At 70.9% G+C, this 26,467-nt stretch carries 28 protein-coding genes and 1 riboswitch; of the genes, 12 read left to right on the forward strand and 16 right to left on the reverse strand.

Annotated features, from left to right (window positions below; translation table 11 throughout):
* Nucleotides 1–229: 229 nt before the first annotated feature.
* From ACH4TV_RS01290 to ACH4TV_RS01300, 3 genes are all read right to left on the reverse strand, one after another.
* Nucleotides 230–640: a DUF3040 domain-containing protein gene (locus tag ACH4TV_RS01290; protein ID WP_398392991.1), complete on the reverse strand. Its 411-nt coding sequence runs from the start codon at nt 638–640 to the stop codon at nt 230–232.
* A gap of 275 nt (nt 641–915) precedes the next feature.
* Nucleotides 916–1,743, reverse strand: a complete 828-nt coding sequence (locus tag ACH4TV_RS01295; RefSeq protein ID WP_398392993.1) for a methyltransferase — start codon at nt 1,741–1,743, stop codon at nt 916–918.
* Nucleotides 1,744–1,877: 134 nt separating this feature from the next.
* Nucleotides 1,878–2,453: an SAV_6107 family HEPN domain-containing protein gene (locus tag ACH4TV_RS01300; RefSeq protein ID WP_398392995.1), complete on the reverse strand. Its 576-nt coding sequence runs from the start codon at nt 2,451–2,453 to the stop codon at nt 1,878–1,880.
* Nucleotides 2,454–2,625: 172 nt separating this feature from the next.
* Here ACH4TV_RS01300 and ACH4TV_RS01305 point away from each other — a divergent pair, with 172 nt between their 5' ends.
* The 3 genes from ACH4TV_RS01305 (at nt 2,626) to ACH4TV_RS01315 (ending at nt 5,884) form a co-directional block, all read left to right on the forward strand.
* Nucleotides 2,626–3,255 carry a TetR/AcrR family transcriptional regulator gene (locus ACH4TV_RS01305; RefSeq protein ID WP_398392997.1) on the forward strand — a complete coding sequence of 210 codons (630 nt, stop codon included), beginning with the start codon at nt 2,626–2,628 and terminating at the stop codon, nt 3,253–3,255.
* Nucleotides 3,256–3,738: 483 nt separating this feature from the next.
* Nucleotides 3,739–4,293 carry a DUF4126 domain-containing protein gene (locus ACH4TV_RS01310; RefSeq protein ID WP_398392999.1) on the forward strand — a complete coding sequence of 185 codons (555 nt, stop codon included), beginning with the start codon at nt 3,739–3,741 and terminating at the stop codon, nt 4,291–4,293.
* An 82-nt stretch (nt 4,294–4,375) separates the two neighbouring features.
* The gene (locus ACH4TV_RS01315; protein ID WP_398393001.1) at nt 4,376–5,884 is read left to right on the forward strand and encodes a phytoene desaturase family protein; all 1,509 of its coding nucleotides are present in this window, start codon (nt 4,376–4,378) and stop codon (nt 5,882–5,884) included.
* 56 nt (nt 5,885–5,940) lie between these two features.
* Here the strand turns inward: ACH4TV_RS01315 and ACH4TV_RS01320 are convergent, their stop codons facing one another.
* From ACH4TV_RS01320 to ACH4TV_RS01345, 6 genes are all read right to left on the reverse strand, one after another.
* The gene (locus ACH4TV_RS01320) at nt 5,941–7,017 is read right to left on the reverse strand and encodes a hypothetical protein (protein WP_398393003.1); all 1,077 of its coding nucleotides are present in this window, start codon (nt 7,015–7,017) and stop codon (nt 5,941–5,943) included.
* Between the two features lie 56 nt (nt 7,018–7,073).
* The gene (metF, locus tag ACH4TV_RS01325; protein ID WP_398393005.1) at nt 7,074–7,997 is read right to left on the reverse strand and encodes a methylenetetrahydrofolate reductase [NAD(P)H]; all 924 of its coding nucleotides are present in this window, start codon (nt 7,995–7,997) and stop codon (nt 7,074–7,076) included.
* 89 nt (nt 7,998–8,086) lie between these two features.
* Nucleotides 8,087–8,776: a thiamine phosphate synthase gene (gene thiE, locus ACH4TV_RS01330; protein ID WP_398393007.1), complete on the reverse strand. Its 690-nt coding sequence runs from the start codon at nt 8,774–8,776 to the stop codon at nt 8,087–8,089.
* Nucleotides 8,777–8,878: 102 nt separating this feature from the next.
* Complete coding sequence (locus ACH4TV_RS01335; RefSeq protein ID WP_398393009.1) at nt 8,879–9,250, reverse strand: Rv2175c family DNA-binding protein; 372 nt, start codon at nt 9,248–9,250, stop codon at nt 8,879–8,881.
* An 86-nt stretch (nt 9,251–9,336) separates the two neighbouring features.
* Entirely contained in the window at nt 9,337–10,575 is a 1,239-nt protein-coding gene (locus tag ACH4TV_RS01340) for an NAD(P)/FAD-dependent oxidoreductase (protein WP_398393011.1), read from the reverse strand.
* A 53-nt stretch (nt 10,576–10,628) separates the two neighbouring features.
* Nucleotides 10,629–10,973 (reverse strand): hypothetical protein, encoded by a 345-nt coding sequence (locus ACH4TV_RS01345; protein ID WP_398393013.1) that lies wholly within the window; start codon nt 10,971–10,973, stop codon nt 10,629–10,631.
* 51 nt (nt 10,974–11,024) lie between these two features.
* Nucleotides 11,025–11,135, forward strand: a riboswitch (TPP riboswitch).
* Between ACH4TV_RS01345 and thiO the strand changes: the two genes are divergently transcribed.
* The 6 genes from thiO (at nt 11,133) to ACH4TV_RS01375 (ending at nt 17,026) form a co-directional block, all read left to right on the forward strand.
* Nucleotides 11,133–12,314 (forward strand): glycine oxidase ThiO, encoded by a 1,182-nt coding sequence (gene thiO / locus ACH4TV_RS01350; RefSeq protein ID WP_398393015.1) that lies wholly within the window; start codon nt 11,133–11,135, stop codon nt 12,312–12,314. Its footprint overlaps the riboswitch before it by 3 nt.
* 8 nt (nt 12,315–12,322) lie before the next feature.
* Entirely contained in the window at nt 12,323–12,523 is a 201-nt protein-coding gene (gene thiS, locus ACH4TV_RS01355) for a sulfur carrier protein ThiS (RefSeq protein ID WP_398395293.1), read from the forward strand.
* Between the two features lie 3 nt (nt 12,524–12,526).
* Nucleotides 12,527–13,321, forward strand: a complete 795-nt coding sequence (locus tag ACH4TV_RS01360) for a thiazole synthase (RefSeq protein ID WP_398393017.1) — start codon at nt 12,527–12,529, stop codon at nt 13,319–13,321.
* A gap of 209 nt (nt 13,322–13,530) precedes the next feature.
* A complete protein-coding gene (pknB, locus tag ACH4TV_RS01365) occupies nt 13,531–15,504 on the forward strand; it encodes a Stk1 family PASTA domain-containing Ser/Thr kinase (RefSeq protein WP_398393018.1) in 1,974 nt (657 codons plus the stop codon).
* Nucleotides 15,505–15,594: 90 nt separating this feature from the next.
* Nucleotides 15,595–16,464: a deoxyribonuclease IV gene (locus ACH4TV_RS01370; RefSeq protein WP_398393020.1), complete on the forward strand. Its 870-nt coding sequence runs from the start codon at nt 15,595–15,597 to the stop codon at nt 16,462–16,464.
* A gap of 76 nt (nt 16,465–16,540) precedes the next feature.
* Nucleotides 16,541–17,026, forward strand: a complete 486-nt coding sequence (locus tag ACH4TV_RS01375; protein ID WP_398393022.1) for a DUF4396 domain-containing protein — start codon at nt 16,541–16,543, stop codon at nt 17,024–17,026.
* 10 nt (nt 17,027–17,036) lie between these two features.
* Here ACH4TV_RS01375 and ACH4TV_RS01380 read toward each other — a convergent pair whose 3' ends face one another.
* Nucleotides 17,037–17,684 carry a sulfite oxidase-like oxidoreductase gene (locus tag ACH4TV_RS01380; protein ID WP_398393024.1) on the reverse strand — a complete coding sequence of 216 codons (648 nt, stop codon included), beginning with the start codon at nt 17,682–17,684 and terminating at the stop codon, nt 17,037–17,039.
* Between the two features lie 185 nt (nt 17,685–17,869).
* Here ACH4TV_RS01380 and bfr point away from each other — a divergent pair, with 185 nt between their 5' ends.
* Nucleotides 17,870–18,349 (forward strand): bacterioferritin, encoded by a 480-nt coding sequence (gene bfr / locus ACH4TV_RS01385; protein ID WP_398393026.1) that lies wholly within the window; start codon nt 17,870–17,872, stop codon nt 18,347–18,349.
* Here bfr and ACH4TV_RS01390 read toward each other — a convergent pair.
* A complete protein-coding gene (locus ACH4TV_RS01390) occupies nt 18,346–18,582 on the reverse strand; it encodes a bacterioferritin-associated ferredoxin (RefSeq protein ID WP_398393028.1) in 237 nt (78 codons plus the stop codon). The genes bfr and ACH4TV_RS01390 overlap by 4 nt on opposite strands.
* 174 nt (nt 18,583–18,756) lie before the next feature.
* Nucleotides 18,757–20,109, reverse strand: a complete 1,353-nt coding sequence (locus ACH4TV_RS01395; protein ID WP_398393030.1) for a class II 3-deoxy-7-phosphoheptulonate synthase — start codon at nt 20,107–20,109, stop codon at nt 18,757–18,759.
* Nucleotides 20,110–20,257: 148 nt separating this feature from the next.
* Here ACH4TV_RS01395 and ACH4TV_RS01400 point away from each other — a divergent pair, with 148 nt between their 5' ends.
* Complete coding sequence (locus ACH4TV_RS01400; RefSeq protein ID WP_152776879.1) at nt 20,258–20,320, forward strand: trp operon leader peptide; 63 nt, start codon at nt 20,258–20,260, stop codon at nt 20,318–20,320.
* Nucleotides 20,321–20,421: 101 nt separating this feature from the next.
* Nucleotides 20,422–22,287 (forward strand): anthranilate synthase family protein, encoded by a 1,866-nt coding sequence (locus ACH4TV_RS01405; RefSeq protein WP_398393032.1) that lies wholly within the window; start codon nt 20,422–20,424, stop codon nt 22,285–22,287.
* A gap of 46 nt (nt 22,288–22,333) precedes the next feature.
* Here the strand turns inward: ACH4TV_RS01405 and ACH4TV_RS01410 are convergent, their stop codons facing one another.
* The 4 genes from ACH4TV_RS01410 to ACH4TV_RS01425 form a co-directional block, all read right to left on the reverse strand.
* Nucleotides 22,334–23,362: a 6-phosphofructokinase gene (locus tag ACH4TV_RS01410; protein WP_398393034.1), complete on the reverse strand. Its 1,029-nt coding sequence runs from the start codon at nt 23,360–23,362 to the stop codon at nt 22,334–22,336.
* Nucleotides 23,363–23,496: 134 nt separating this feature from the next.
* Nucleotides 23,497–24,144 (reverse strand): response regulator, encoded by a 648-nt coding sequence (locus ACH4TV_RS01415; RefSeq protein ID WP_398395295.1) that lies wholly within the window; start codon nt 24,142–24,144, stop codon nt 23,497–23,499.
* Between the two features lie 80 nt (nt 24,145–24,224).
* Entirely contained in the window at nt 24,225–25,499 is a 1,275-nt protein-coding gene (gene macS / locus ACH4TV_RS01420; RefSeq protein WP_398393036.1) for a MacS family sensor histidine kinase, read from the reverse strand.
* A 38-nt stretch (nt 25,500–25,537) separates the two neighbouring features.
* On the reverse strand, nt 25,538–26,278 hold the full coding sequence (locus ACH4TV_RS01425; RefSeq protein WP_398393038.1) for a lysophospholipid acyltransferase family protein: 741 nt from the start codon (nt 26,276–26,278) through the stop codon (nt 25,538–25,540).
* Between the last annotated feature and the right edge of the window lie 189 nt (nt 26,279–26,467).

A 26,467-nucleotide genomic window follows, 5' to 3' on the forward strand; every position in this document is an offset into this window, starting at 1 on the left:
TTTTTGTGTGTGTCTTGCCCCCCCCCCCCGGTGGTTTGGGGGGGGGGGGGGCCGCCCCCGGGGGGGGGTGGGGGGGGCCCCCCCCCCCCGCGGGGGGGGGCGCCCCACCACCATTTCCAGGGCCGGTACAGGTCGAAGCCCGGGCATACGTCAGGGGGCGGCCACCTGTGGGGTGGACGCCCCTCGTTCACGTCTCGCGGTCACCAGCAGGGAACAGTTGCCCGACGGGCTACTGGCCGCCCTGCTGTTCGTCGCGGCGGCGCTGCCAGCGCTCCTCGATGCGGTCCATCACTGAGCGCCGCTGCCTGCCTTGTCGGCCGGCGGGCGGAGCTCCCGGGGCGGCACCCGCGGCGGGCTGTTCACCCGGCTTGGGAGCCTTGCGCCAGCCGGTCACAGCCAGCACCGCACAGCCCAGCATGACGAGGAACCCCACCACGCTGACCCAAATCTGCTGTGCGACCATTCCGGCCATGAGGAGCGCGATACCTACGAGGAAGCCCGCGACCGCCTGGTAGACCCGTCGCCGGGTGTACGTGCGCAGCCCGCTTCCTTCAAGCGCTGTCGCGAACTTGGGATCTTCGGCGTACAGCGCTCGCTCCATCTGCTCGAGCATTCGCTGCTCGTGCTCCGAGAGCGGCACGGAGTCCTCCTCATTCGTGCAGTCGCCGGGGCGACCGGGGGTCCCCTTCAGGATAGGCAGGGAATCGCCCCCGTGAAACCCGCCCCTCTACGCCAATTGGCAACCGGAATCCGCCATGGCCGTCCGGTTCACTGAGGCGTTCATTCCCCAGCAACCGGTCCGTCATGCCGGGCGGTCTCCCTCGATCATACGGCTCCGCACGCCCGGACGGGGGGCCTGTGGCGTACTCCATCTGCGGCCGAGCCCCTGATCAGCGCTCCGCCACTGGAGGCGGCTCAGACCTCGGCGGCACCCGGCGTCTCGCCGAGCACATGAAGCTGCGTGGCCACGGAGTGGAACGCGGCCTGTTCGGCCGCCGCTGCCTCCAGCTTGAGCAGCGCGTCCATCGCGCCGGGCTCGGTGTCCACGAGGACGCCCGGCACCAGGTCGGCGAAGATCCGCACGCCGTGCACGGCCCCCACCCGCAGCCCCGCGCCCTCGACCAGCGCGGTGAGCTGTTCGGCGGTGAAACGGTGCGGCACAGGGTCACCCTCGCCCCAGCGGCCGTTCGGGTCATCGAGCGCCCGCTTGGCCTCCTTGAAGTGCCCGGCGAGGGCCCGCGCGAGCACGGCGCCGCCCAGTCCGGCGGCGAGCAGGCTGAGGACGCCCTCGGAGCGCAGCGCGGCCACCACGTTGCGGACACCCTCGGCGGGGTCGTCCACGTACTCCAGGACGCCGTGGCAGAGCACCGCGTCGTAGCCGCCGCGCTCGACCACGTCGAAGAGACCGTGGGCGTCGCCCTGGACGCCCTGGACACGGTCGGCGACGCCGGCCTCGGCGGCCCGGCGCTCCAGCGCGAACAGCGCGTTGGGGCTCGGGTCGACGACGGTGACGCGGTGGCCCAGCCGGGCGACGGGCACCGCGAAGTTGCCGCTGCCGCCGCCGGTGTCGAGGACGTCCAGCGACTCTCGCCCCGTGGCCTTGACCCGGCGCTCCAGGGCGTCCTGAAGGACCTCCCAGACCACGGCGGTACGGAGAGAGGCACGGGGGCGGGAGGGGTCGGCGCGCAGCGACGTCGTGTGAGGGTGACGGCGGGAGGCGGGCGGGCGCATCGGGTCCGACACGGCTGTTGACTCCTCGGCGGGCACCGCCTGTTGCACGGCGGAGCGAACGGGATGCCTTCCCGGCCCCGGTGGGCTGCGGAAAGGCTGCGGCTTCCCCACCTTATTGCCTCCGGTGACATACCCGGTCATCCGTCTCAGCCCGCGTCCGGGACGTCCCGCTCCCCATCCGGTGCCCGGCCCGGCACCGGGGGCGTTTCCGGGTCCCGGCGCGGCTGGGGCAGCACCGGCTGGAGGACCAGCATCCGCTCGACGAGGCGCAGGAACATCGCCACGTCGCGTATCAGGTCGTCGGCGTCACGGTTGCTGGCCGCGCCCTGGATGCCCGCCTCGGCGCGGGCACGGCGACGGGCGCCGGAGGCGAACAGCACGCTCCACTCGGCGAGTTCGGGCGCTATCTCGGGGAGCACCTCCCAGGCGCTGCGGATGCGCGCCCGGCGCCTGGAGGTGGGTTCGGGACGGCCCCGGGCGGCGAGGACGGCGGCGGCTGTGCGCAGGGCGGCGAGGTGGGCGGTGGCGTACCGCTCGTTCGCGGTTTCCAGGGCGGCCGCCTCGTCGAGTCCGGCGCAGGCCTGGGCGAGCAGGTCGAGGGCGGCGGGCGGGGCCGTGGCCCGGCGGAGCACGGGGTGCACGTCGCCCGCGGGGCCGGTCGGTGAGGGGGCAGGGCCGGGGGCGCGGCGCCGACGGGCGGCGGCTGCGTTCGAGCTGGCCATGACGAACCTCCTGTCGTCTGTGTGACGGCACGCCCCGACGGGAGGTGCCGTATGTGCCCATCGTGCGGTATGCCACTGACAATCCGTTCTGACCTGGTCTTTTGGTTCGATCGAAGGTTCGGGTGTGACGTCTCGTCAGTGAGTGCCCGGTGTTCCTGTGAGAATCAGGACCATGGAACGCAGCAGCACCCCGTCGGGCGGCAGCACGCGCCGCGAGGCCACCCGGCAGAAGCTCTACGAGGCAGCCGTCACGCTCATCGCGGAACAGGGCTTCTCCGCCACCACGGTGGACGAGATCGCCGAGCGGGCCGGGGTCGCGAAGGGCACGGTCTACTACAACTTCGCCAGCAAGTCGGTCCTCTTCGAGGAGCTGCTGCGGCATGGCGTGGAACTCCTCGCCGCCTCCCTGCGGGAGGCGGCGGAGCGGACCACCCGGGACGGCGGCACCAAGGTCGGCGCCCTGGACGCGATGATCCGGGCCGGGCTCCTCTTCATCAGCCGCTATCCGGCCTTCACCCAGCTGTACGTGGCGGAGCTGTGGCGCACCAACCGGGCCTGGCAGCCCACCCTGCTGGTCGTCAGACAGCAGGCGGTGGCGGTCGTCGAGGACGTCCTGCGCGAGGGCGTGGCGAACGGCGAGCTCAGCGACGAGATCGACGTCCCGCTGACGGCTGCGGCCCTGGTCGGCATGGTCCTGGTGGCCGCCCTGGACTGGCAGTCCTTCCAGCCGGAACGCTCCCTGGACGACGTCCACTCGGCACTGTCCCGGCTGCTTCAGGGACGGGTGGGCGGCAACCGCTGAGCGAGCGCCTCAGGACAGACAGAAAGCGCCGGTTCGATGTGGCCGCGTCCCCCGCGGGCCACCTCGAACCGGCGCTTCCCTTCTGCTCCCCCGTTTTCCCCGTTCCCCCGTTTTCCCCCGTTGGTCCCCCGTGCGGTCGTTCCCCCGGGTCCCCCGGTGTCTCGCTCCCGCCGACGGATCGGCGGAAGGAGCGGTCCAGGGCACCGGCACCCGTTCCGCCGCCCCGTGTCGGCGGTACCGAAGCCGTGCCCCTTTCCGTGTCTCCACTCTCTCGTTCCCGCAGGTCGCAGCCCATCCGTGCGCGTACTCATCTCTCCCCCTAGGTACGTGTACTCAGCACTGCGCACTCACACCCAGGACGTACCGTTGCCGACTGGTGACGATCGCGTCCGTGTCCGTACTCCCTTTGGCCGGGGGTCTGGGGGTTGTTCCCCCAGAAGACACAGCACGAGCGGCTGGGCCAGCGGCATCAACGCGTACGCGGTGGTGCTGCTCCTCGGCGTCTTCGGCGCGACCGGGCTGACGGACGAGGTTCCCGAGTCGCTTCAGCGACCCGAGGTCCTCGTCACGGCGGGCGTGCTGTTCCTGTGCGAGGCGGTCGCCGACAAGATCCTGTACGTGGACTCGGTGTGGGACGCGGTGCACACCGTGATCCGGCCGGTCTCCGGGGCCGTGGTCGGGGCGCTGCTGGCCGGCCAGAGCGGTTCGCTGTCCGATCTGGCGGCGGGCGCGATCGGCGGTTCAACGGCGCTGGCCAGCCACGCGGTCAAGGCCGGGACGCGGATGGCGGTCAACACCTCGCCGGAGCCGTTCAGCAACGTGATCGTGAGCTTCGCCGAGGATCTCGGGGTCGGCGGCATCGTGACGTTCGCGATGTTCCACCCGGAGGCGGCGGCGGTCATCGCGGGTGCGCTGCTGCTCGCCGGGCTGGTCCTGCTGTACTTCCTGGTCTCCCGGATCAGACGGTTCCTGCGGCGCCGGGCCCAGCGTCGCGAGGAGAAACGGCTCGCGGCCCGGGCCGGGTGGCCGCCGGGCTGAGCCGGTCCACCCAAAGTGGCGCAAACTCCCTGGCCACAGGCCCGTGGCCAGCATGTCAGTGAGGGCCGATAAAGTCCCTGGCATGGCACGGATTGCGGTGATCGGCGCCGGCATGGGCGCGATGGCGGCCGCTGCCCGGCTGGCCGTCGCGGGCCACCGGGTGGCGGTGTACGAGCGTGGGGAGACGTACGGCGGAGCGGTGCGCCGCTTCGAGCGCGACGGCTTCTCGTTCGACACGGGCCCCGGGCTGCTCCCGCTGCCCGCGGTCTATCGCGACCTGTTCGTCAAGACCGGCAAGCAGCCCCTGGAGGAGTGCGTCGAGCTGGTCCAGGTCGACCCGTCCTCGCGGCACGTCTTCCCGGACGGCACGGCGGTCTCCCTGCCGAACGCGTCCCGCGCGGGCGTCGTCCAGGCCCTGGAGGCGGCTCTGGGGGCCGGAGCGGGTGACCGCTGGGGTGACTTCCTCGTCAGGGCCCGCGAGGCCTGGGACCGCACCCGCAGGCCGCTCCTGGAGGAACCCCTGTGGACCGACTGGCAGGTGCTGGCCGAGCGCGAGCCCTACCCGGCGGTCCCCCACAAGCGCCTGCTGCGCACCCGCCGGGCCGGCACCCTCGCCGAGGTCGCCGCCTGGGAGCTGCGCGACCCGCGGCTGGCCGCCCTCCTGGAGAGCCACGTCCTGGCGTACGGCCTCGACCCCCGGGACGTTCCGGCGAGCGCGGCCGTGCTGCCGTACATGGAGCACGCCTTCGGCACCTGGTATGTCCGGGGCGGCATCCGGGAGTTGGCGCGAGCGGTGTACGAGCGGTGCGTGGCCCGGAAGGTCGAGTTCGTCTTCGGCGCCGAGGTCACGCGCATCGTCGAGAAGGACGGCCGGGCGGCGGGGGTGGAGCTGGCCGCGGGGACCGTCGCGGAGGCGGACCATGTCGTTGCGGGCGTGGCTCCCGGACGGCTGAAGGGGCTGACGGAGCACGCTCTCGACGCGGACGGTGACGTATGGCCCGACGTCTCGACGCCGTCGCCGGGCCGGTTCACGGTACTGCTGGCCCTGCGCGGCGCCCGTGAGGCGGGTGCCGCGCACCGCACGGTCGTGCACGCGCCGGACCGCGAGGCCGAGTTGGACTGGGTGAGCGGCGAGGGAAGCGGCCCGGTGCGGCCCACGGTGACCGTGCTGCGGCCGGACGATCCCGCGCTGCGGCCCGACGAGGAGCACGAGTCGGTGGTCCTGACGGCGGTGGCTCCGCCCAAGGGCAACTGGGCGGCGGACGGCTCGGCGGGGCGGCTCGCGGAACTGATGGTGGCCGCCGCCGGGGCAGCGGTCCCCGGGCTGCGCGAGCGGGTCCTGTGGCGGGAGACACGGACGCCCGGCCATGTCGAGGACGCGACGGGCGCCTTCTGCGGTGGCGTACCGGCGCCCTCGCTCGCGGGCCAGGACGGCTACTGGCTGCATCCCGCCAACAGCACCCGGCTGCCGGGGCTGTACCGCGTGGGCGGCTGGTCGCATCCCGGGGGCGGGCTCCCGCACGCGGGCATGTCGGGCGCGCTGGTCGCCGGGCTGATCGTGGAGGGGCCGGGCTTCCGGGGCTCGCAGTGAACCCCTGACTCCCGGCCCCGGACAGGGTGTACGGGGGTGAAGCGGTGGACGCGGTACTAGAAGCGGTACTGCTGGTCGTCGTACCCGTTCCCGTGCGCCTGCCCGTTGCCGTTGTCCTGACCGCCGTTGCCGTTGTCCTGGTAGGGATACGGCTGCTCCGGCGGGAGTTCGCCGCCGAACAGCGGGTCGTCGGTGTTGCGCTGCTGTGGGACCCAGACACCGTTCGCCGGGGTCTCGGCATAGCCGCCGTTGCCGCCGTACTGGTCCTGGCTGTAGCCCTGCTGCCCGTACTGCTGCTGGTCGTAGCCGGCGTCGTACGAGGTGTTGCCGTAGCCCTGCCCGATGTACGGGTCGGAGTAGGCGGCGTACTGCTGCTGGCCGGAGGCGTCGTAGCCGTACTGCTGCTGGTCGTAGCCGGTGTAGCCGTCGTACCCGTAGTTCTGGTCGGTGCTCTGGGCAGCCGCCGCGTACGACTGGTCCTGGCCCGCGGCCGCGTAGGACGGGTCCTGGCCGGCCGCCGCCGCGTACGCGGCATCGCTGTATATGCCGTACGAGCCGGTGTCGTCGGGGAGGGGCTGCGGTTCGTAGACCGCCGTGCTCTCGGCCGACGGGGACTGGACGGAGCGGGCGGGGGTGAAGACGTCGTCGCGGTCGTAGTCGCGGTCGAAGTCGTCGCCTTGCCGGTACGTTCCGGCGGCGTTGCCGTAGACGTCGTTCCCGATGCCGTCGGCGGGGCTGTTGCCGAAGCCCGCGTCGGGGCCGCCGCCCGGTCCGAACGCGCCCTCGGCCGCCTCCAGATCGGAGACCTCCAGGCTCGGGTCCTTGTGCTCCGCCTCGCCGCGGCGCTTGTTCTTGCCCAGGCCCGCGAGGAAGCCCGAGCCGCCCGCGACCGCCCAGCCCGCCGAGAAGCCGCTGCGGAACGACAGCGTGACGTAGGTCTGGCCGACCGCGAAGGCGGCGGCGCCCAGGGCGATGACCACCACATTCGGGATGAGCACGCCGAGGACCACGCCGAGGAAGCCGACGAAGGCGAGCAGCCGCCAGCGCAGCCGCGCCTTGTACTGCAACAGCACCTCGCCGAGCAGCCACAGCGCGACGACGCCGAACGCGATGTAGAGGACCGTCCAGCCCATGTACGCCCCTCTCCCAGTGGCCGCTACGCAGTGTGTCGTACGCCCGTGCGGCCGGTCTAGGCCCGCTGTGGGTGGTGCAGACCCAGGTTCTCGTAGATTTCCAGCGATGCCGTGGAGTTGTTCAGCGTAATGAAGTGCAGTCCGGGGATTCCCTCGGCCAGCAGTCGCGCGCAGAACTCCGTGGCGAACTCGATGCCAATGGAGCGTACAGCCGCCGCGTCGTCTTTGGCTGTGAGGATCCGCTCTTTCAGAGCGGAGGGGATGGCCGCGTTGCTGAGCTGCGGCAACCGTTCCAGCATCCGCACGCTGGTCACGGGCATCACCTCGGGGATGACCGGGGTCGGACAGCCCGCCGCCACGACCGCGTCACGCAGCCGCAGATACGACTCCGGGTGGAAGAACATCTGCGTGATCGCGTAGTCGGCGCCGGCGCGGCACTTGTCGACGAAGTGCGCGACGTCCGTGTCCTCGTCGGGCGAGCGCGGGTGCGTCTCGGGGAAGGCCGCGACGCCTACGCAGAAGTCGCCCGACTCCTTGATGAGACGGACGAGTTCGGCGGCGTACGTCAGGCCGCTCGGGTGCGGTACCCAGTCGCCCATCGGATCGCCGGGCGGGTCGCCGCGCACGGCCAGGATGTTGCGGATGCCCGCGTCGGCGTACTGGCCGATGATGTTGCGCAGTTCGGCGATGGAGTGGTTGACCGCGGTGAGGTGGGCGACCGGGGTGAGCGTGGTGTCGGAGACGATCTGCTGGGTCTCCTTGACCGTGCCCGCGCGCGTCGAACCGCCGGCGCCGTACGTCACGGAGACGAAGTCCGGCGCGACCGCCTCGACCCTTCTGAGCGCGTTCCACAGGTTCCGCTCACCCTTGGGGGTCTTCGGGGCCGAGAACTCGAAGGAGTACGTGGTCTTGCCGGACGCGAGCATGTCACGCACAGTGCGTGCACGGTCAGTCCTGGTGGACGCGGTTCCGAGGGCCATACCCGCAGGTTAGTCAGGGGGCGGCGGTCCCCCAACCGGATGGTGGAAATTTGCCCGGATTGTCGACTTGTTGTCCATCCCTCGGACACCTACATGGACCGTAGCCGCCTGGCGAACTCCGTCGCCGCCGCGCCCGGGTCGTCCGCCTCCGTGATCGCCCGTACGACGACGACCCGGCGGGCGCCCGCCGTCAGCACCTCGTCCAGGTTGTCCAGGTCGATGCCGCCGATGGCGAACCAGGGGCGCTCGGTGGCGAGCCCTGCCGTGTACCGGACCAGGTCGAGACCCGGCGCGTGGCGGCCGGGCTTGGTGGGGGTCGGCCAGCAGGGGCCCGTGCAGAAGTAGTCGGCCCCCTCCTGGACGGCCGCCGCCGCGGCCTCAGGCCCGGCATGCGTGGAACGGCCGACGAGCACGTCCGGGCCCAGGATCGCGCGGGCCGCCGGGACGGGGAGGTCGCCCTGACCGAGGTGCAGTACGTCGGCACCGGCCGCGTGGGCGACGTCCGCGCGGTCGTTGACCGCGAGGAGCCTGCCGTGCCGGGCACAGGCGTCGGCGAAGACCTGGAGGTGGTCCAGTTCCTCGGCGGCCTCCATGCCTTTGTCCCGCAGTTGCACGATGTCGACCCCGCCGGCCAGGACGGCGTCCAGGAACTCGGCAAGGTCGCCCTGGCGCCTGCGGGCGTCCGTGCAGAGATAGACCCGGGCGTCGGCGAGCCGGGCACGGGCGCTGCCCGCCTCGGCGGTCGCCCCGGGCAGCACGATGTCGGTCGTCTCGGGCATACGTGTGTCCCCCTGGGCGCGCCCCGGGGTGTTCTCCCCGGGCGCGCCCCTGTGTGGCGGCGCGCGGACCGCGTGGTCCGCACACCGAGCGGCTGTTCAGATTCAGACGGCGAGCGCCTGGGCGCGGCGCTTCACCTCCGTGCCGCGATTCTCACTGAGGGCCTGCGCGGGCGTGCCGGGCAGGCTCGGGTCGGGAGTGAAGAGCCACTCGAGCATCTCCTCGTCGGAGAAACCGTCGTCCCTCAGGAGCGTCAGGGTGCCGGTGAGGCCCTTGACGACCTTCTGCTCGGCCGCGTCGATGAAAGCGGCGGGGACGTGCAGTGCGCGGTTCTCACCACGGCGTACGGCGATCACCTGGCCCTCCCTGACCAGCTGCCGAACGCGGGTCACCTCGATATCGAGCATTTCCGCGATGTCGGGGAGGGTCAGCCAGGCAGGTACGAGAGCGTCGATCTTTGCGTCAATCTGGGTCACGGCACAAGCCTGCCATCCCGCACTGACAGTCGGAAGCCGGGCCCCTGCCACCTGCGCCGTCGCCGTGCCGCCCGACCCCGGTCGCGCTAGGCCGTGGCCGCCTTCAGGGGCCGGGACGGATCCGCCAGGATCGCGGGGTCCATCAGGGTGCCCGCCTCGATCAGACGGCGGCCCTGGGCCAGGTCCCGGGGCCTGCCCACGGCCAGCAGGGCGACCAGACGGCCCTCCCGCAGCCAGCAGACCGTCCAGGCGGGGCCGGACGGATCGCCGCGCCACAGGGTGGCGTCGGCGGACCCGTGGTCGCCGACGTACTGGACGAAGCGGCCGAACTGCTCCGACCAGAAGTACGGGACCGGGTCGTAGGCCGCCGGGGCCTCTCCGATGATGTTCGCGGCGACCGTACGGGGCCCCTGGAGCGCGTTGTCCCAGTGGTGGACCAGAAGGCGCCGGCCGTACCTTCCCGAAGGGAAGGAGGCACAGTCGCCGACCGCGTACACGTCCGCCGCGGAGGTGCGCAGGTGGTCGTCGGCGACGATCTCCCGGTGGGTACCCAGGGCGATCCCCGAGTTCGTCAGCCAGGACGTGGCGGGGCGGGCCCCGATGCCGACGACGACGGCGCCCGCGGGCAGCCGCGAGCCGTCGTCGAGCACCACCGCGCCGGGCTCGACGCGCATCACGCGCGCGCGGGTGCGCAGCGAGGCGCCGCTGTCGGCGTACCAGGCGGCCATCGGCGCGGCCACCTCGGCGGGCAGGGCGCCCACGAGCGGCCGGTCGGCGGCCTCGACCACGGTGACCGCGCAGCCGGCCTCGCGCGCGGCCGTGGCGAACTCCGCGCCGATCCAGCCGGCCCCGACGACCACGATGTCGTGCTGGCGCGCGAGTACGGGCCGCAGCCGTTCGGCGTCGTCGAGGGTGCGCAGCAGATGCACACCGGGTACGCCTTCGGTGCCCGGCAGCCGGATCGGTTCGGCGCCGGTCGCGAGGACCAGGGCGTCGTACGGGACGGGCCCGTCCGCGGTGTCCAGCTCGTGCTCGCCGGGGCGGACACCCAACACCTCACGCCCGAGCAGCAGTTCGATGTCGAGGGCCTCGAAGTCGATGTCGAAGGCGGAGCCCTCCGCCGTGCCGAGCAGGACGGCCTTGGACAGCGGCGGCCGGTCGTACGGCTGATGGGGTTCGGCTCCGATCAGCGTCACGCTGCCGGAGAAGCCCTGCTCCCGCAGGGCCACCGCGGTCTGTACCCCGGCCATGCCCGCACCCACGACGACTGCCCGCCGCGGCTGCGACACGTCTCGGTCCCGCGTCTCCCGCGTCTGCTCGCTCACCCGATCACCATAGACAACTGACAAATTGTCAGTCAGTGGGCGCGGTCGGTGACCTACTGCACACCCACTTGTTCCACCACGCTCGTCCCGCTGCCCGGCTGCGACTCCCACTCCCAGGTCTCCGCCAACCGCACCCGCCCGTCCGGCAGTTCGAGCACCTGCGACACGCAGTGGCCCGAGGACGTCGTCCCGTCGTGCTTCAGCTGCACGTACCGGAAATCGAGACGGTCACCTTCCCGCGTACCGACGAGATGCCCGCGTACGACGTCCCCGCCCGTGTACTCGGCCCAGATCTCGCCGTCCTTCTCGTGGTACGTGAACCGGGTGCGGGTGCCCACCTGGCCTGGGGCCTGGTCCGCGACCGGGGCGAGGACGAGACCGTCGAGCGAACGGGGCACGGGCGAAGGCTCCCTTACATGGGCGTTGCTCTGCGAGCTAGGCTGACCAGCGTAAGCACTCGCGGGAGTCCGGCGCACCGGGCTGAGAGGGAGGCTGGCGGCCTCCGACCGTACGAACCTGATCCGGGTCATGCCGGCGAAGGGAGGGGCTGGACGCCCATGTCGTGTACGCACACCTCAGACGTCCTGGTCGTCGGGGGCGGAGTCATCGGGCTCGTGACGGCCTGGCGGGCCGCACAGCGCGGGTTCACCACGACCGTCGTGGATCCCGCGCCGGGCGGCGGGGCCGCACAGGTGGCGGCCGGAATGCTGGCCGCCGTCACAGAGCTGCACCACGGTGAGCAGACCCTGCTGGGGCTGAACCTGGAGTCGGCCCGCCGCTATCCGGACTTCGTCGCCGAACTCACCGAGCTGACCGGTCACGACCTCGGCTACCGCCGCTGCGGCACGCTCGCCGTCGCGCTCGACGCCGACGACCGCGCCCTGCTGCGCGAACTGCACGCCCTGCAGCACCGGTCGGGCCTGACATCGGAGTGGCTCTCGGGGCGCGAATGCCGGCGCCTGGAGCCGATGCTCGCGCCGGGCGTGCGCGGGGGGCTGCGGGTGGACGGCGACCACCAGATCGATCCGCGGCGGCTGGCCGGGGCGCTGCTCACCGCCTGCGAACGGGCCGGGGTGGTGCTGCGCCCGGCCTGGGCGGAGCGGCTCAACGTACGGCGGGGGCGGGCCGTGTCGGTCACGGTCTCGGACGGTGACGAACTGGCGGCCGGTTCGATCGTGCTGGCCGGCGGCAGCCTCAGCGGGCGGCTCGCAGGGGTCCCTGAGGCCGTACTGCCGCCCGTACGGCCCGTGAAGGGGCAGGTGCTGCGGCTCACCGTGCCGAAGCGGTACGCGCCGTTCCTGAGCCGGACGGTGCGGGCCGTGGTGCGCGGCAGCCAGGTCTATCTGGTGCCGCGCGAGAACGGTGAGCTGGTCGTCGGGGCGACCAGCGAGGAGCTGGGCTGGGACACGACGGTCACGGCGGGGGGCGTGTACGAGTTGCTGCGCGACGCCCACGAACTCGTCCCGGGGATCACCGAGTTGCCGTTGACGGAGACGCGGGCCGGACTGCGCCCCGGGTCCCCCGACAACGCTCCGCTGCTCGGCCCCACGGAACTGCCGGGGCTGCTGCTGGCGACCGGGCACTACCGCAACGGTGTGCTGCTGACGCCGGTCACCGGCGACGTCCTGGCGCATGCCCTGGTCACCGGTGAACTGCCGGACGAGGCCCGGGCCTTCACCCCCCGGCGGTTCGGCGCGAACGACCGCACCGACGCCGTACTCACGGAGCAGCTCGCATGAACGGTCACGTGAACATCCTGGTCAACGGCCGGCCGCGGGAGATCGTCCCGGGTACGGCTCTCGGTCTGCTCGTGCGGTCCCTCACCGCGGCGCCCTCCGGTGTGGCCGCCGCACTCAACGAAACCGTCGTCCCGCGCGCGCAGTGGTCGTCGACCCGCCTCTCCGAGGGAGACCGCGTCGAGGTCCTCACCGCCGTCCAAGGAGGCTGAACCATGGCCGACGATCCCTTTGTCCTCGGCGGTACGTCCTTCACGTCCCGGTTGATCATGGGTACGGGGGGTGCGCCCAGCCTCGACGTACTGGAGCGGGCGCTGGTGGCCTCCGGCACGGAGTTGACGACCGTCGCGATGCGGCGCGTCGATCCTTCGGTGCACGGGTCCGTGCTGTCGGTGCTGGAGCGGCTCGGCATCCGGGTGCTGCCCAACACCGCCGGGTGTTTCACCGCCGGGGAGGCCGTGCTGACGGCCCGGCTGGCCCGGGAGGCGCTCGGTACGGACGTGGTGAAGCTGGAGGTCATCGCCGACGAGCGGACGCTGCTGCCCGATCCGATCGAGTTGCTGGACGCGGCGGAGGTGCTGGTGGAGGACGGGTTCACGGTGTTGCCGTACACCAATGACGACCCTGTGCTGGCTCGCAAGCTGGAGGACGTGGGGTGCGCCGCGATCATGCCGCTCGGGTCTCCGATCGGGTCGGGGCTGGGGATCCGCAACCCGCACAACTTCCAGCTGATCGTGGAGCACGCGCGTGTGCCGGTGATTCTGGACGCGGGGGCGGGGACGGCGTCGGATGTGACGTTGGCCATGGAGTTGGGGTGTGCGGGGGTGATGCTGGCGTCGGCTGTCACCCGGGCACAGGAGCCTGTGTTGATGGCGGAGGGGATGCGGCGCGGGGTGGAGGCGGGGCGGTTGGCCTACCGGGCGGGTCGGATTCCCCGGCGTCACTTCGCTGAGGCGTCGTCCCCTGTTGCCGGGCTCGCTCGGCTGGATCCCGAACGTCCTGCTTTCTAGGCACCCTGCGTCTCCCTGCCCTCTGTCTCCCACCCACGCACCACCCGTTACCAGTCCGTTTACAGGTGAAGCTCTCCTGTGGGGCTTCCCCGCCATCGGCGGCTGCCGGCTTCCCGCTCGTGCGACGTGCGTCACAGGTCGGCTTCAGTACCGCTGCTTTCCTGGCCGAAACCGCGGCCTTGTCAGCGGCGGCTCGTACACTCACCTGCGTGGATACGACCCTTCAGGACCCTCTCGTCGGGCAGGTGCTCGACGGCCGCTATCGCGTGGACGCGCGGATCGCGGTCGGCGGGATGGCCACGGTCTACCGGGCCGTGGACACCCGCCTCGACCGTGTGCTCGCCCTCAAGGTGATGCATCCGTCGCTCGCGGCCGACGTGGCCTTCGTCGAGCGGTTCATCCGGGAAGCCAAGTCCGTGGCCCGGCTCGCGCACCCCAACGTCGTGCAGGTCTTCGACCAGGGCGCCGACGGGTCGTACGTCTATCTCGCCATGGAGTACATCGCCGGGTGCACCCTGCGTGACGTGCTGCGCGAGCGCGGCGCGCTGCAGCCGAGGGCCGCGCTGGACATCCTGGAGCCGGTGCTCGCCGCGCTCGGTGCCGCGCACCGGGCCGGGTTCGTGCACCGCGACATGAAGCCCGAGAACGTGTTGATAGGGGACGACGGGCGGGTCAAGGTCGCCGACTTCGGACTCGTGCGGGCCGTGAACACGGTCACCAGCACCACCGGGGCCGTCCTCGGCACCGTCTCCTACCTCGCGCCCGAGCAGATCGAGAGCGGCACCGCCGACCCCCGGGTCGACGTGTACGCGTGCGGAATCGTCCTCTACGAGATGCTGACCGGCGACCAGCCGCACTACGGCGACTCCCCCGCGCTGGTGCTCTACAAGCACCTGCACGAGGATGTGCCGCCGCCCTCGGCCCTCGTACCGGGGCTCGCCTTCGAGCTGGACGCGCTGGTCGCCTCGGCCACCGCGCGCAACGCCGACATCCGCCCGTACGACGCCGTGGCGCTGCTCTCGCAGGTGCTGGAGACGCGCGGCTCGCTCGACGCCGAGCAGTTGGACGCCGTACCGCCGCAGGCCGTCACCTCGGGGCACGACAACGCCGAGGACCTGACGAGTGTCATCCCGCGCGCGCTGTCCGTGCCGCGGCCCCTGCCCGTCAACGAGGACGAACCCCCGGTCGGCGAGCGGCGGTTCGACCAGATCAACCAGGTCAACCGGACCAGTCGGCTGGGGACGGTCGCCGCCGCTGAACCCCTCGCGCCCTCCCGGCGCGCCCCGCGGAACCGGAACCGGCGTGCGCCGCTCGCCGTTCTCGTCGCGGTGCTGCTCGTCCTCGGTGTGGGCGCCGGTGTCTGGTACATCAACTCCGGGCAGTTCACGCAGGTCCCGGCGGTGCTGTCGCAGACCGAGGCACAGGCCACGGCCCGGCTGGAGAAGGCCGGGCTCGACGTCGGCACCGTCAAGAAGGCCTACAGCGACACGGTGGAGCGCGGCACGGTCATCAGCACCGACCCGAAGGTCGGTGAGCGCATTCGGGACAACGACTCCGTGACGCTCACCATCTCCAGGGGTCCGGAGACCGTACCGGTGCCCCAGTTGAGCGGTTACCGCCTCGACAAGGCCAGGGCGCTGCTGAAGCGGAACGGGCTGGAGCCGGGGATGGTCACCCGGGAGTTCAGCGAGGAGGTGGCCCGCGGTGCCGTGATCAGCACGGAACCGGACGCCGGCACCGAGCGGCGCGCGGGTTCCGCGGTCGCCCTCGTCGTCAGCAAGGGCAGCCCGGTGGAGGTCGCCGACGTCACCGGCGCGAGCGTCGCCGACGCCCAGGCCGAGCTGGAGGAGGCAGGGCTGAAGGTCGAGGTCGCCACCAAGACCGTCACCTCGGCCGAGTTCGAGCAGGGGCTGGTCGCCGTCCAGTCACCGGCGAGCGGCAGCCAGGCCGAGCAGGGCGACACGGTCACGCTGACGGTCTCCCAGGGCCCGGAGATGATCGAGGTCCCGGATGTGGTGGGCGACAGCGTCGCCGACGCGAAGGCGGCTCTGGAGGCGGCCGGGTTCAAGGTCGACGAGGACCGTGGGTTGCTCGGGCTCTTCGGGGACACCGTGAAGAGCCAGTCCGTGGACGGCGGCGCGACGGCCGCCAAGGGGTCGACCATCACCATCACGATCCGCTGACCCCGCCAGACGTCAGCAGGCACCAACAGACGTCAGCAGCCATCGGCATCCGCCGACGGGGGCCGGGCCGCCGCGTGACACCCTGAAAGGGTGACCAGCAAGCAGCTCCGCAACCCCGTCGGCGGCCATGTTCCCGTGGCCGGCGGTCTCCACTCCGTCGGCCTGTCCTACGCCCGCGATCTCCTGGCCGAGACCGTGCAGGTCTTCGTCGCCAACCCGCGCGGCTGGGCGACGCCCGTCGGTAATCCCCGCCAGGACGAGGAGTTCCGCGCGGCCTGCGCCGACGCGTCGATCCCGGCGTACGTCCATGCCCCGTACCTGATCAACTTCGGCTCGCACACCGAGGCGACGGTCGAGCGGTCGGTCGAGTCGCTGCGGCACTCGCTGCGGCGCGGGCGCGAGATCGGCGCGCTGGGCGTGGTGGTGCACACCGGGAGCGCGACCGGCGGGCGGGAGCGGTCCGTGGCCCTCGGGCAGGTACGGGAGCATCTGCTGCCGCTGCTCGACGAGCTCACGCACGACGACGACCCGTTTCTGCTCCTGGAGTCGACCGCCGGGCAGGGTTCCTCGCTCTGCTCGCGCACCTGGGACTTCGGGCCGTACTTCGAGGCGCTCGACGCCCATCCGAAGCTCGGCGTCTGTCTCGACACCTGCCACATCTTCGCCGCCGGGCACGATCTGACCGGGCCCAGCGGTATGCACCAGACCCTCGACTTGCTCGTGGACACGGTCGGCGAGGGACGGCTGAAACTGATCCATGCCAACGACTCCAAGGACGTGGTCGGCGCACACAAGGACCGGCACGCGAACATCGGCGCGGGTCACATCGGCGAGGACCCTTTCCGCGCGCTGATGACACATCCCGCGACCGAGGGCGTACCGCTGATCATCGAGACACCCGGCGGCAAGGAGGGGCACGCCGCGGACGTGGAACGGCTGAAAAAACTCCGGGACGGGTAGGGGTCACAGGTGGCGGGAATACCCCTGGGGGGTATATTGCTCACGAGTGCAGGAAACCGTGACACCGGGGGTACCCATGGACCACGAGACACACGCACATCAGCAAGCACACCAGCACACACCGGGCGCCACCTGGGCCATCGCCGTCCAGGCCACCCTCCACTGCCTCACCGGATGTGCCATCGGGGAGGTGCTCGGCATGGTGATCGGCACCGCGCTCGGCTGGGGCGACGTACCGACGCTGATCCTGGCGATCACGCTGGCCTTCTTCTTCGGGTACGCGCTCACACTGCGCGGCGTCCTGAAGGCGGGCGTCGGCCTGAAGGCCGCGATCCGGGTCGCACTCGCCGCGGACACCCTCTCCATCGCCGTGATGGAGCTGATCGACAACGGTGTGATCCTCTTCTGGCCAGGAGCGATGGACGCCGAACTCGCGGACGCGAGCTTCTGGTGGGTGCTGGCCATCGCGCTCGCCGCGGCCTTCGTGATCACCACGCCGGTCAACAAGTGGATGATCGGCCGGGGCAAGGGCCACGCGGTGGTGCACCAGTACCACCACTGAGATGCAGGAGTCAGAGCTCGGGGCCGTCCCCGGGCTCCTCCTGGTACGAGTAGCGCTGCTCGCGCCACGGGTCGCCGACGTTGTGATAGCCGCGCTCCTCCCAGAAGCCGCGGCGGTCGGCGGTCATGTACTCGATGCCACGCACCCACTTGGGGCCCTTCCAGGCGTACAGGTGGGGCACCACCAGCCGGAGCGGGAAGCCGTGTTCCGCGGTGAGGAGTTCACCGTCCTTGTGGGTGGCGAAGATCGTCCCGTCGGACGCGAAATCGGCCAGCCGGAGATTCGAACTGAAGCCGTATTCCGCCCAGACCATCACGTGGGTCACCTCGGGCGCCGGCGGCGCGGCCGCGAGGATCGTGCGCGCCGGAATTCCGCCCCACTCGGCACCGAGCATGCTGAACTTCGTGACGCAGTGCAGGTCGGCCACGACGGAGGTGTACGGCAGGGCCGTGAACTCCGCGTGGTTCCAGCAGCGCTTCTCGCCGTCGGCGGTGGCGCCGAAGACCCTGAACTCCCAGCGCTCGGGACGGAACTTGGGTACGGGTCCGTAATGGGTGACCGGCCAGCCGCGCTGCAGTCGCTGTCCCGGTGGCAGTTCGGGCTGCGCCGCACCCCCTGAATCACGCTCTCCCGATCCACGTTCCACCGGCTGACCCATGACTCCATCCTGACAGACCGGCGACCGTGCGCATGACCAGGCCTGCCCAGATCCTCGCAAGACGGGCAAATTGAACTAAGCATGCCCTTACTTACTAAGTACGCACTTACTGGACGATCTTCGATGGCGGTGCAATCATTCGGCGGCAACCTCCCCAGACCCCCCGCTTGGAAGGAGCCTCTGCGATGCAGGGCGACCCCGAGGTCATCGAATTCCTCAACGAGCAGCTGACCGGCGAACTCACGGCGATCAACCAGTACTTCCTGCACGCGAAGATGCAGGAGAACTTCGGTTGGACGAAGCTCGCGAAGTACACGATGCACGAGTCGATCGACGAGATGAAGCACGCGGAGGTGCTCACCGACCGGATCCTGTTCCTGGACGGTCTCCCGAACTACCAGCGGCTCTTCCATGTGCGGGTGGGACAGACCCTCACGGAGATGTTCCAGGCGGACCGGCAGGTCGAGGTCGAGGCCATCGACCGCCTCAAGCGCGGTATCGAGGTGATGCGCGCCAAGGGCGACATCACGTCCGCGAACATCTTCGAGGCCATCCTCAAGGACGAGGAACACCACATCGACTACCTGGACACCCAGCTGGAACTGGTGGAGAAGCTCGGCGAGGCGCTCTACATCGCGCAGCTCATCGAGCAGCCGGAGAGCTAGGCGGCCTCGTCCAGCTGTTCGGCCAGGACCGGCTGGCTCTCGTCCACGAGCCCACGGGTCGGGAAGGCGCCCCTGCCCAGCAGTGCCTGGATACGCCGCACACACGAACCGCAGTCCGTGCCCGCCTTGCAGGCCGACGCGATCTGCCGGGGGGTGCAGGCGCCGTCGGCCGCGTGCTTCTTCACCTGCGACTCGGTCACTCCGAAGCAGTTGCAGACGTACACGCGGGTCACCTCCCGACGGGATCCAAGGGTCGTGCCGTACCGAGACCAAGGTCCGCTGGGTCGGTGAGGCTAACCTAACCTTACCCGGCTCACAGATGCCATAAAAGTGGTGTGGGGCGCGGATCGTATGTGATCCGCGCCCTACTGCACCCACCTGTAATAGGCGGAACTGCTGGTGATCTGCTACTGGTCCCGGTACATCTCCGCCACGAGGAACGCCAGGTCGAGCGACTGGCTGCGGTTCAGACGGGGGTCGCAGGCCGTCTCGTAGCGCTGGTGCAGGTCGTCGACGAAGATCTCGTCGCCGCCGCCCACGCACTCCGTGACGTCGTCGCCCGTCAGCTCCACATGGATACCGCCGGGGTGCGTGCCCAGCTCCTTGTGGACCTCGAAGAAGCCCTTGACCTCGTCGAGCACGTCGTCGAAGCGGCGGGTCTTGTGACCGGAGGCCGCCTCGTACGTGTTGCCGTGCATCGGGTCGGTGATCCAGGCGACCGTCGCACCCGACGCCGTGACCTTCTCGACCAGCTCGGGCAGCTTGTCGCGGACCTTGTCGGCGCCCATACGGACGATGAAGGTCAGCCGGCCCGGCTCGCGGTCCGGGTCGAGGCGCTCGATGTACTGCAGCGCCTCCTCGGCCGTCGTCGTCGGGCCGAGCTTGATGCCGATCGGATTGCGGATCTGGGAGGCGAACTCGATGTGCGCGCCGTCCAGCTGCCGGGTGCGCTCACCGATCCACACCATGTGCGCGGAGACGTCGTACAGCCGTCCGGTGCGGGAGTCGACGCGGGTCAGCGCCGACTCGTAGTCGAGCAGCAGCGCCTCGTGCGAGGAGTAGAACTCGACCGTCTGGAACTCGGCCGGGTCCGTCCCGCAGGCGCGCATGAAGTTCAGCGCGTTGTCGATCTCGCGCGCCAGCTGCTCGTACCGCTGTCCGGACGGGGACGACTTCACGAAGTCCTGGTTCCAGGCGTGCACCTGGCGCAGGTCGGCGTAACCGCCGGTGGTGAAGGCGCGGACCAGGTTGAGCGTGGAGGCGGACGCGTTGTACATCCGCTTCAGTCGCTCGGGGTCCGGGATCCGGGCCTTCTCGTTGAAGTCGAAGCCGTTGACCGAGTCACCTCGGTACGTCGGCAGGGTCACGCCGTCGCGGGTCTCGGTGCCCTTGGAGCGCGGCTTGGAGTACTGGCCGGCGATCCGGCCGACCTTCACGACCGGCACGGACGCGGCGTACGTGAGTACGGCGCCCATCTGGAGGAGGGTCTTCAGCTTGGCCCGGATGTGCTCGGCGCCGACAGCGTCGAAGGACTCCGCGCAGTCGCCGCCCTGGAGCAGGAACGCGTCTCCCTTGGCGACGGCAGCCATCCGGGCGCGCAGCTGGTCGCACTCGCCCGCGAAGACGAGCGGCGGATACGACTCGAGCTCCGCGATCACATCGCGCAGAGCCTCGGCATCGGGGTACTCGGGCTGCTGCGCCGCGGGCAGGTCTCGCCAGGTGTTGCCAGCGCTGGCGCTGGTCTTAGCGTTCACGGTCACGGCGCCAACATTACGGGGTCATGTCGGGCGTCCATCCGCCTGCTCATCAAGTGAGACGCGGTTCGCTCGTACGGGTCCGGTGAACGGAACCACCGGACCGCGTGCCGGTTCAGGAGCCGCCCGTGTCCTGTGGTGTATGGTCCGTCGCATGTTCGCGCACCCGACCCAGAACCAGAACTGGTGGTGGACCGCTCACCCGGCGGCCCACTGACTGCGCGTACGCAAGACTTCGCGAAGGCCGCCCGAGGGGCGGCCTTCGGTGTTTCCGCGGACTTCCGCGCCGGGCCGTTCCTCCCCATCACTGGAGGAATCATGCGACTCGACCGGCTCCTGCACGACACCCGCCCGTTCGCCCTGCTCCGCCGCCGCACTCCCGGCCACGATCACGACATGGTCGAACTGCTGCTCGGCCCGGTGACCACGTACGACCGGCTCGCCGACATCCCCGACGAGGGCCTCGCCCTGATCCCCTTCCGCCAGATCCGCGAGCGCGGCTTCGACGTCCGCGACGACGGCACCCCGCTCGCGGTGCTCACGCCCGAGGAGACGTACGAGATCCCGCTGGAGCAGGCGCTGGCCCAGCTGCCGTCGCATGACGTGCGGGTGGTGGGCGGTGGTTTCGACGTCGGGGACGAGGAGTACGCCGACATCGTCGGGCGGGTGCTGCGGGAGGAGATCGGGCGGGGCGAGGGGGCCAACTTCGTCATCCGGCGGACGTACGAGGGTGAGATCCCGGGGTTCGGACGTGCCGACGCCCTCGCCCTGTTCCGGCGGCTGCTGGTCGGGGAGCGGGGCGCGTACTGGACGTTCGTCGTGCACACCGGGGAGCGGACGCTGGTCGGGGCGAGTCCTGAGGTGCACGTACGGATGTCCGGCGGGACCGTGGTCATGAACCCGATCAGCGGGACGTACCGCTATCCGGCCGAGGGGCCGACCCCCGAGCACCTGCTCTCCTTCCTCGCCGACGGCAAGGAGATCGAGGAACTGTCGATGGTCGTCGACGAGGAGCTCAAGATGATGTGCACCGTCGGCGACATGGGCGGGGTCGTGGTCGGGCCCAGGCTGAAGGAGATGGCCCATCTCGCGCACACCGAGTACGAGTTGCGGGGCCGGTCCTCCCTGGATGTGCGCGAGGTGCTGAAGGAGACCATGTTCGCCGCGACCGTCACCGGGTCTCCCGTACAGAACGCGTGCCGGGTCATCGAGCGGCACGAGGTCGGCGGGCGCGGCTACTACGCCGGGGCGTTGGCGCTGGTCGGGCGGGATGCGAGCGGGGCCCAGACCCTCGACTCGCCGATCCTCATCCGGACCGCCGACATCGCGCCGGACGGACGGCTGCGGGTGCCGGTGGGCGCCACGCTCGTCCGGGGCTCGGACCCGGCGGGCGAGGTCGCCGAGACGCATGCGAAGGCGGCGGGGGTGCTGGCGGCGCTGGGCGTCGTACCGGGGCGGCCCCGGTCGGCTGACGTACGGCCGAAGCTCGCGGACGATCCGCGGGTGCGGGCGGCGCTGGACGGGCGGCGGGCCTCGCTGGCGCCGTTCTGGCTCCGGATGCAGGAACGGACGGAGGAACTCGCCGGGCACGCGCTGGTCGTCGACGCCGAGGACACCTTCACCGCGATGCTCGCGCACGTCCTGCGGTCCTCGGGCCTCGATGTGACCGTGCGGCGCTACGACGAACCGGGGTTGCGGGATGCCGTCGTACGGCATGAGGGGCCGTTGGTTCTCGGGCCCGGCCCCGGTGATCCGGGCGACCTGACCGACCCGAAGATGCGGTTCCTGCGTGAGCTGACCGCCGAGGTTCTCCGCGACCACCGGCACGGCGTTCTCGGTGTCTGTCTCGGGCACGAGCTGATCGCGGCCGAGTTGGGGCTGGAGATCGTACGGAAGGAAGTGCCGTTCCAGGGCGCGCAGACGGAGATCGAACTGTTCGGGCGGCCGGAGACCGTCGGCTTCTACAACAGCTTCGTGGCGCGCGGTGACGAGGAGGCGTTCGGAGAGCTCGCGGCCCATGGGGTGGAGGTCAGCCGGAGCGCGAGCGGGGAGGTGCATGCGCTGCGGGGGCCCGGGTTCGCGGGTGTGCAGTTCCACCCGGAGTCGGTGCTGACGCTCAACGGGGCGGCTGTCGTACGGGAGTTGATGGGGCGGCTGCGGGCACCCTCGGGTGACCTGAGGTGATGTGCGCGGGGCGCTCGGGCCGGTGCCCGGGCGCCCCGGCGGGCGGTCAGCCGAAGAAGACGCCGACCTCCTCGTACAGCTTCGGGTCGACCGTCTTGAGCTTCGCGGTGGCCTCCGCGATCGGGACGCGGACGATGTCCGTGCCGCGCAGGGCGACCATCTTGCCGAAGTCGCCATCGCGGACCGCGTCGATGGCGTGCAGGCCGAAGCGGGTGGCGAGCCAGCGGTCGAAGGCGCTGGGCGTGCCGCCGCGCTGGATGTGGCCCAGCACCGTGGTGCGCGCCTCGTTCCCCGTCCGTTTCTCGATCTCCTTGGCCAGCCATTCGCCGACGCCGGAGAGGCGGACGTGCCCGAAGGAGTCGAGGGACTCGTCCTTGAGGACCATGTCGCCGTCCTTCGGCATCGCCCCCTCGGAGACGACCACGATCGGGGCGTACGAGGCTTTGAACCGCGAGGTCACCCAGGCGCAGACCTGGTCGACGTCGAAGCGCTGTTCGGGGATGAGGATGACGTTGGCACCGCCGGCGAGCCCGGAGTGGATCGCGATCCAGCCCGCGTGCCGGCCCATCACCTCGCAGACGAGGACCCGCATGTGCGACTCGGCGGTGGTGTGCAGCCGGTCGATCGCCTCCGTCGCGATGCCGACCGCGGTGTCGAAGCCGAAGGTGTAGTCGGTGGCGGACAGGTCGTTGTCGATCGTCTTCGGTACGCCGACGACGGGCACCCCGTACTCGTCGGTGAGGCGGGCCGCGACCCCGAGGGTGTCCTCGCCGCCGATCGCGATGAGCGCGTCGACCTCCTGCTCGGCGAGGTTCTCCCGGATGCGGCCGATGCCGTTCTCCTCCTTGAACGGATTGGTGCGCGAGGAGCCGAGGATGGTCCCACCGCGGGGCAGGATGCCCCGTACGGCGGGGATGTCGAGGCGCATGCTGGCGCCCTCCAGTGGACCGCGCCAGCCGTCCCGGAAGCCGACGAAGTCATAGCCGTACTCCTGTACGCCCTTGCGGACGATGGCCCGGATGACGGCGTTGAGCCCGGGGCAGTCGCCGCCTCCGGTCAGTACTCCGACGCGCATGGAAAAGTCCCTTCGCCGCGGATACCTGCTGAAGGTCACGCTAGTCGTGATGCAGGTCACTTCGGGATGGGCAGGAAGGTCAATTCCGGTGAATTGTGCGGTAGTTGATCTCCGCGGGGCGCGGGCTGCGCCGCCTACTCGTCGTCCAGGCCGCGCTGGATCGCGTACCGCACCAGTTCCACCCGGTTGTGCAGTTGCAGCTTGCCGAGGGTGTTCTGGACGTGGTTCTGGACCGTGCGGTGAGAGATGACCAGGCGTTCGGCGATCTGCTTGTAGCTGAGGCCCTTGGCCACCAGGCGCAGCACCTCCGTCTCGCGGTCGGTGAGCTGCGGCGCCTTGGGTTCGTCGGTGCCCGTGGCCGGGACCGGTTCGGAGGCGAGGCGGCGGTACTCGCCGAGGACCAGACCGGCCAGCCCCGGGGTGAACACGGGGTCGCCGACCGCCGTACGGCGCACCGCGTCCACGAGTTCCTCCGTGGAGGCGGACTTGAGCAGATAGCCGGTCGCGCCCGACTTCACCGCTTCCAGTACGTCGGCGTGCTCCCCGCTCGCCGAGAGGACCAGGACGCGCAGGGCGGGGTGGGAGCCGACCAGCTCCTTGCAGACCTGGACGCCGGGTTTGGCGGGCAGGTTCAGGTCGAGCACGAGGACGTCCGGCGCGACGGCCCGGGCGCGGCGCACGGCCTGCTCGCCGTCGCTCGCGGTGGCGACCACGTCGAACCCGGCCTCGGCCAGGTCGCGGGCGACCGCGTCACGCCACATGGGGTGGTCGTCGACGACCATGACCCGTAGCGGGCCCTGGTCCTGGCCCTGGGGTACTTCCCCGTTCGCGTTCACAGTCCCGCTCTCGTTGCCGGTGTTCGTCATCGCTTCTCCGCCTTCCCCCGTGCCGGCCTGATGTCCTTCAGGACCTTCGGTACCGTCAGTTCGACCTCCGTGCCCTGCCCCGGCACCGAGATCAGCTCGGCGCCGCCGCCGAGGTCGCGCAGCCGGCCGCGGATCGACTGGGCCACGCCGAGCCGTCCCTCGCCCTCGGCCTGCGCGAGCCGCCCCTCCGGGATGCCCGGCCCGTCGTCGCGCACGGTCACGACCACGGAGTCCGGCTCGTCCTCGACGAGGATCCAGGCCCGCGCCCCGTCCCCGGCATGCTTGCGTACGTTGTCCAGGGCGGCGCCGACCGCCGCGGCCAGCTCCTTCGCGGCGGCCCGGGCGAGCTGCACGGGGGCGCCGGGGTCGGAGAGGGTGATCGTCGAGGTGGCGTACGGGACGAGCAGGGTGCGCAGGTCCACCGGGTCCGGCGAGTCCGCCGCCCCGGACTCCCCCGCCGTGCGTACGGCGGTGCCCGGCGCCCCTGATGCGCCGTACTCCGCGTACCCCGGCGCCCGGGACTCCGGAACGAGGCCGCCGGAGACCAGGGCGCGCAGGGCGACCTCCTGCTCGCCGGCCATCCGGCCCAGTTCCCCCGCCTCGCCGCCGAGCACGGCGCCGCGTCGCTGCACCATCGCCAGCACCTGGAGGACGCTGTCGTGGATGTCCCGGGCGAGACGCTCCCGTTCGCGGGTCGCGGCCTCGATCTCCAGGGCGCGGGCGAGGGTGCGCTCGGAGGCGCGGGCGACCTCGACGACGTACCCGATGGCGATGGAGGCGACCCACACCAGGATCACGTTGTGGATGGTGTCGCGGGCCGGGGCGCCCCGCTCGATCAGGTTCGCCGCGGCGACCAGCGTCGAGGCGAAGGCCGCCCAGCGCCAGCCGCCCTTGATCGCGAAGGCCAGCACCGAGCCCGCGGTCCATATCGACGGCAGGGTCGGGCCGCCCGACTGGATGCGTTCGTGGGTGTCGGCGAGGGGCGTGATGAGGATGCCGGTGAGGGCGACCGTGAGGTCGGCTGCGAGGAAGCGCTTGGTACAGCTGACCGCGTTCGCGACCCAGGGCAGGGTCGCCAGGGTCCAGACGAACAGGACGCAGTAGTAGGCGACAGCGAGCCAGGGACGCTGGAACCCGTCGTAGGCGGTGGCGAAGAACCCCACCGCGTACAGCATCGTGAGCACCCGGTAGCCGGCCAGCGCACGCCACAGCGGCTGCTCGACCGACATCCGCATGATCTTCGGACGTCCAGCTCTCTCACGTACGGCCATGTCCCCCGCCCATCCCCCGAACCCGCCCCCGGGTACTGCTACTTGGTGCCCGACCGTTTCTTCTCCAGCGCCTTCTGTGCCTGCTTCTCGGCCTGTTTCTCCGCCTTCGCCGCGTCGGCGATCTGGCGCTTGGCGGCCGACGCGTAGATGTCGACGTACTCCTGGCCGGAGAGCTTCATGATTTCGTACATGACCTCGTCGGTCACGGCGCGGAGCACGAAGCGGTCGTTTTCCATGCCGTGGTACCTGCTGAAGTCGAGCGGCCTGCCGATGCGGATGCCCGGGCGCATCAGCTTGGGCATCACCTTGCCCGGCGGCTGGATCTTCTCGGTGTCGATCATTGCGACCGGGATCACCGGCGCCCCGGTGGCGAGTGCCACGCGCGCCAGGCCGCCGGGCTTGCCCCGGTAGAGGCGGCCGTCGGGCGAGCGCGTGCCCTCGGGATAGATGCCGAACAGCTCACCGCGCTCAAGGACCTCCACACCGCTCCTGATCGCGGCCTCGCCCGCGCCGCGCCCCCCGGAGCGGTCCACCGGGAGCTGGCCGACGCCCTTGAAGAAGGCGGCGGTCATCCGGCCCTTGAGGCCGGGCGTCGTGAAGTACTCGGCCTTGGCGATGAAGGTGACCTTGCGGTCGAGGACCGCGGGGAGGAAGAACGAGTCGGAGAAGGACAGATGGTTGCTCGCCAGGATCGCCGGGCCGTCGGCCGGAACGTTCTCCAGGCCTTCCACCCAGGGCCTGAAGGCAAGCTTCAGCGGTCCCCCGACGGAAACCTTCATCGCGCCGTACAACAACCGAATGCCTCCCGTTTCTGTCGATCAGACCTTAACCCGGGGCACTGTCAAAGAGCCCGACGGCCCTGGTCGGTGTCAGTACGGTCGCGTACGGTGAAGTACGCCTCGGAGCCTCGGGGCCTGCCTTGCGTGATCACCCGCCCCAGTCACCCACCCCATGAACAGGAGACCGAT

It is taken from the genome of Streptomyces sp. NPDC020898, from assembly GCF_044333925.1.
GTDB lineage: Bacteria > Actinomycetota > Actinomycetes > Streptomycetales > Streptomycetaceae > Streptomyces.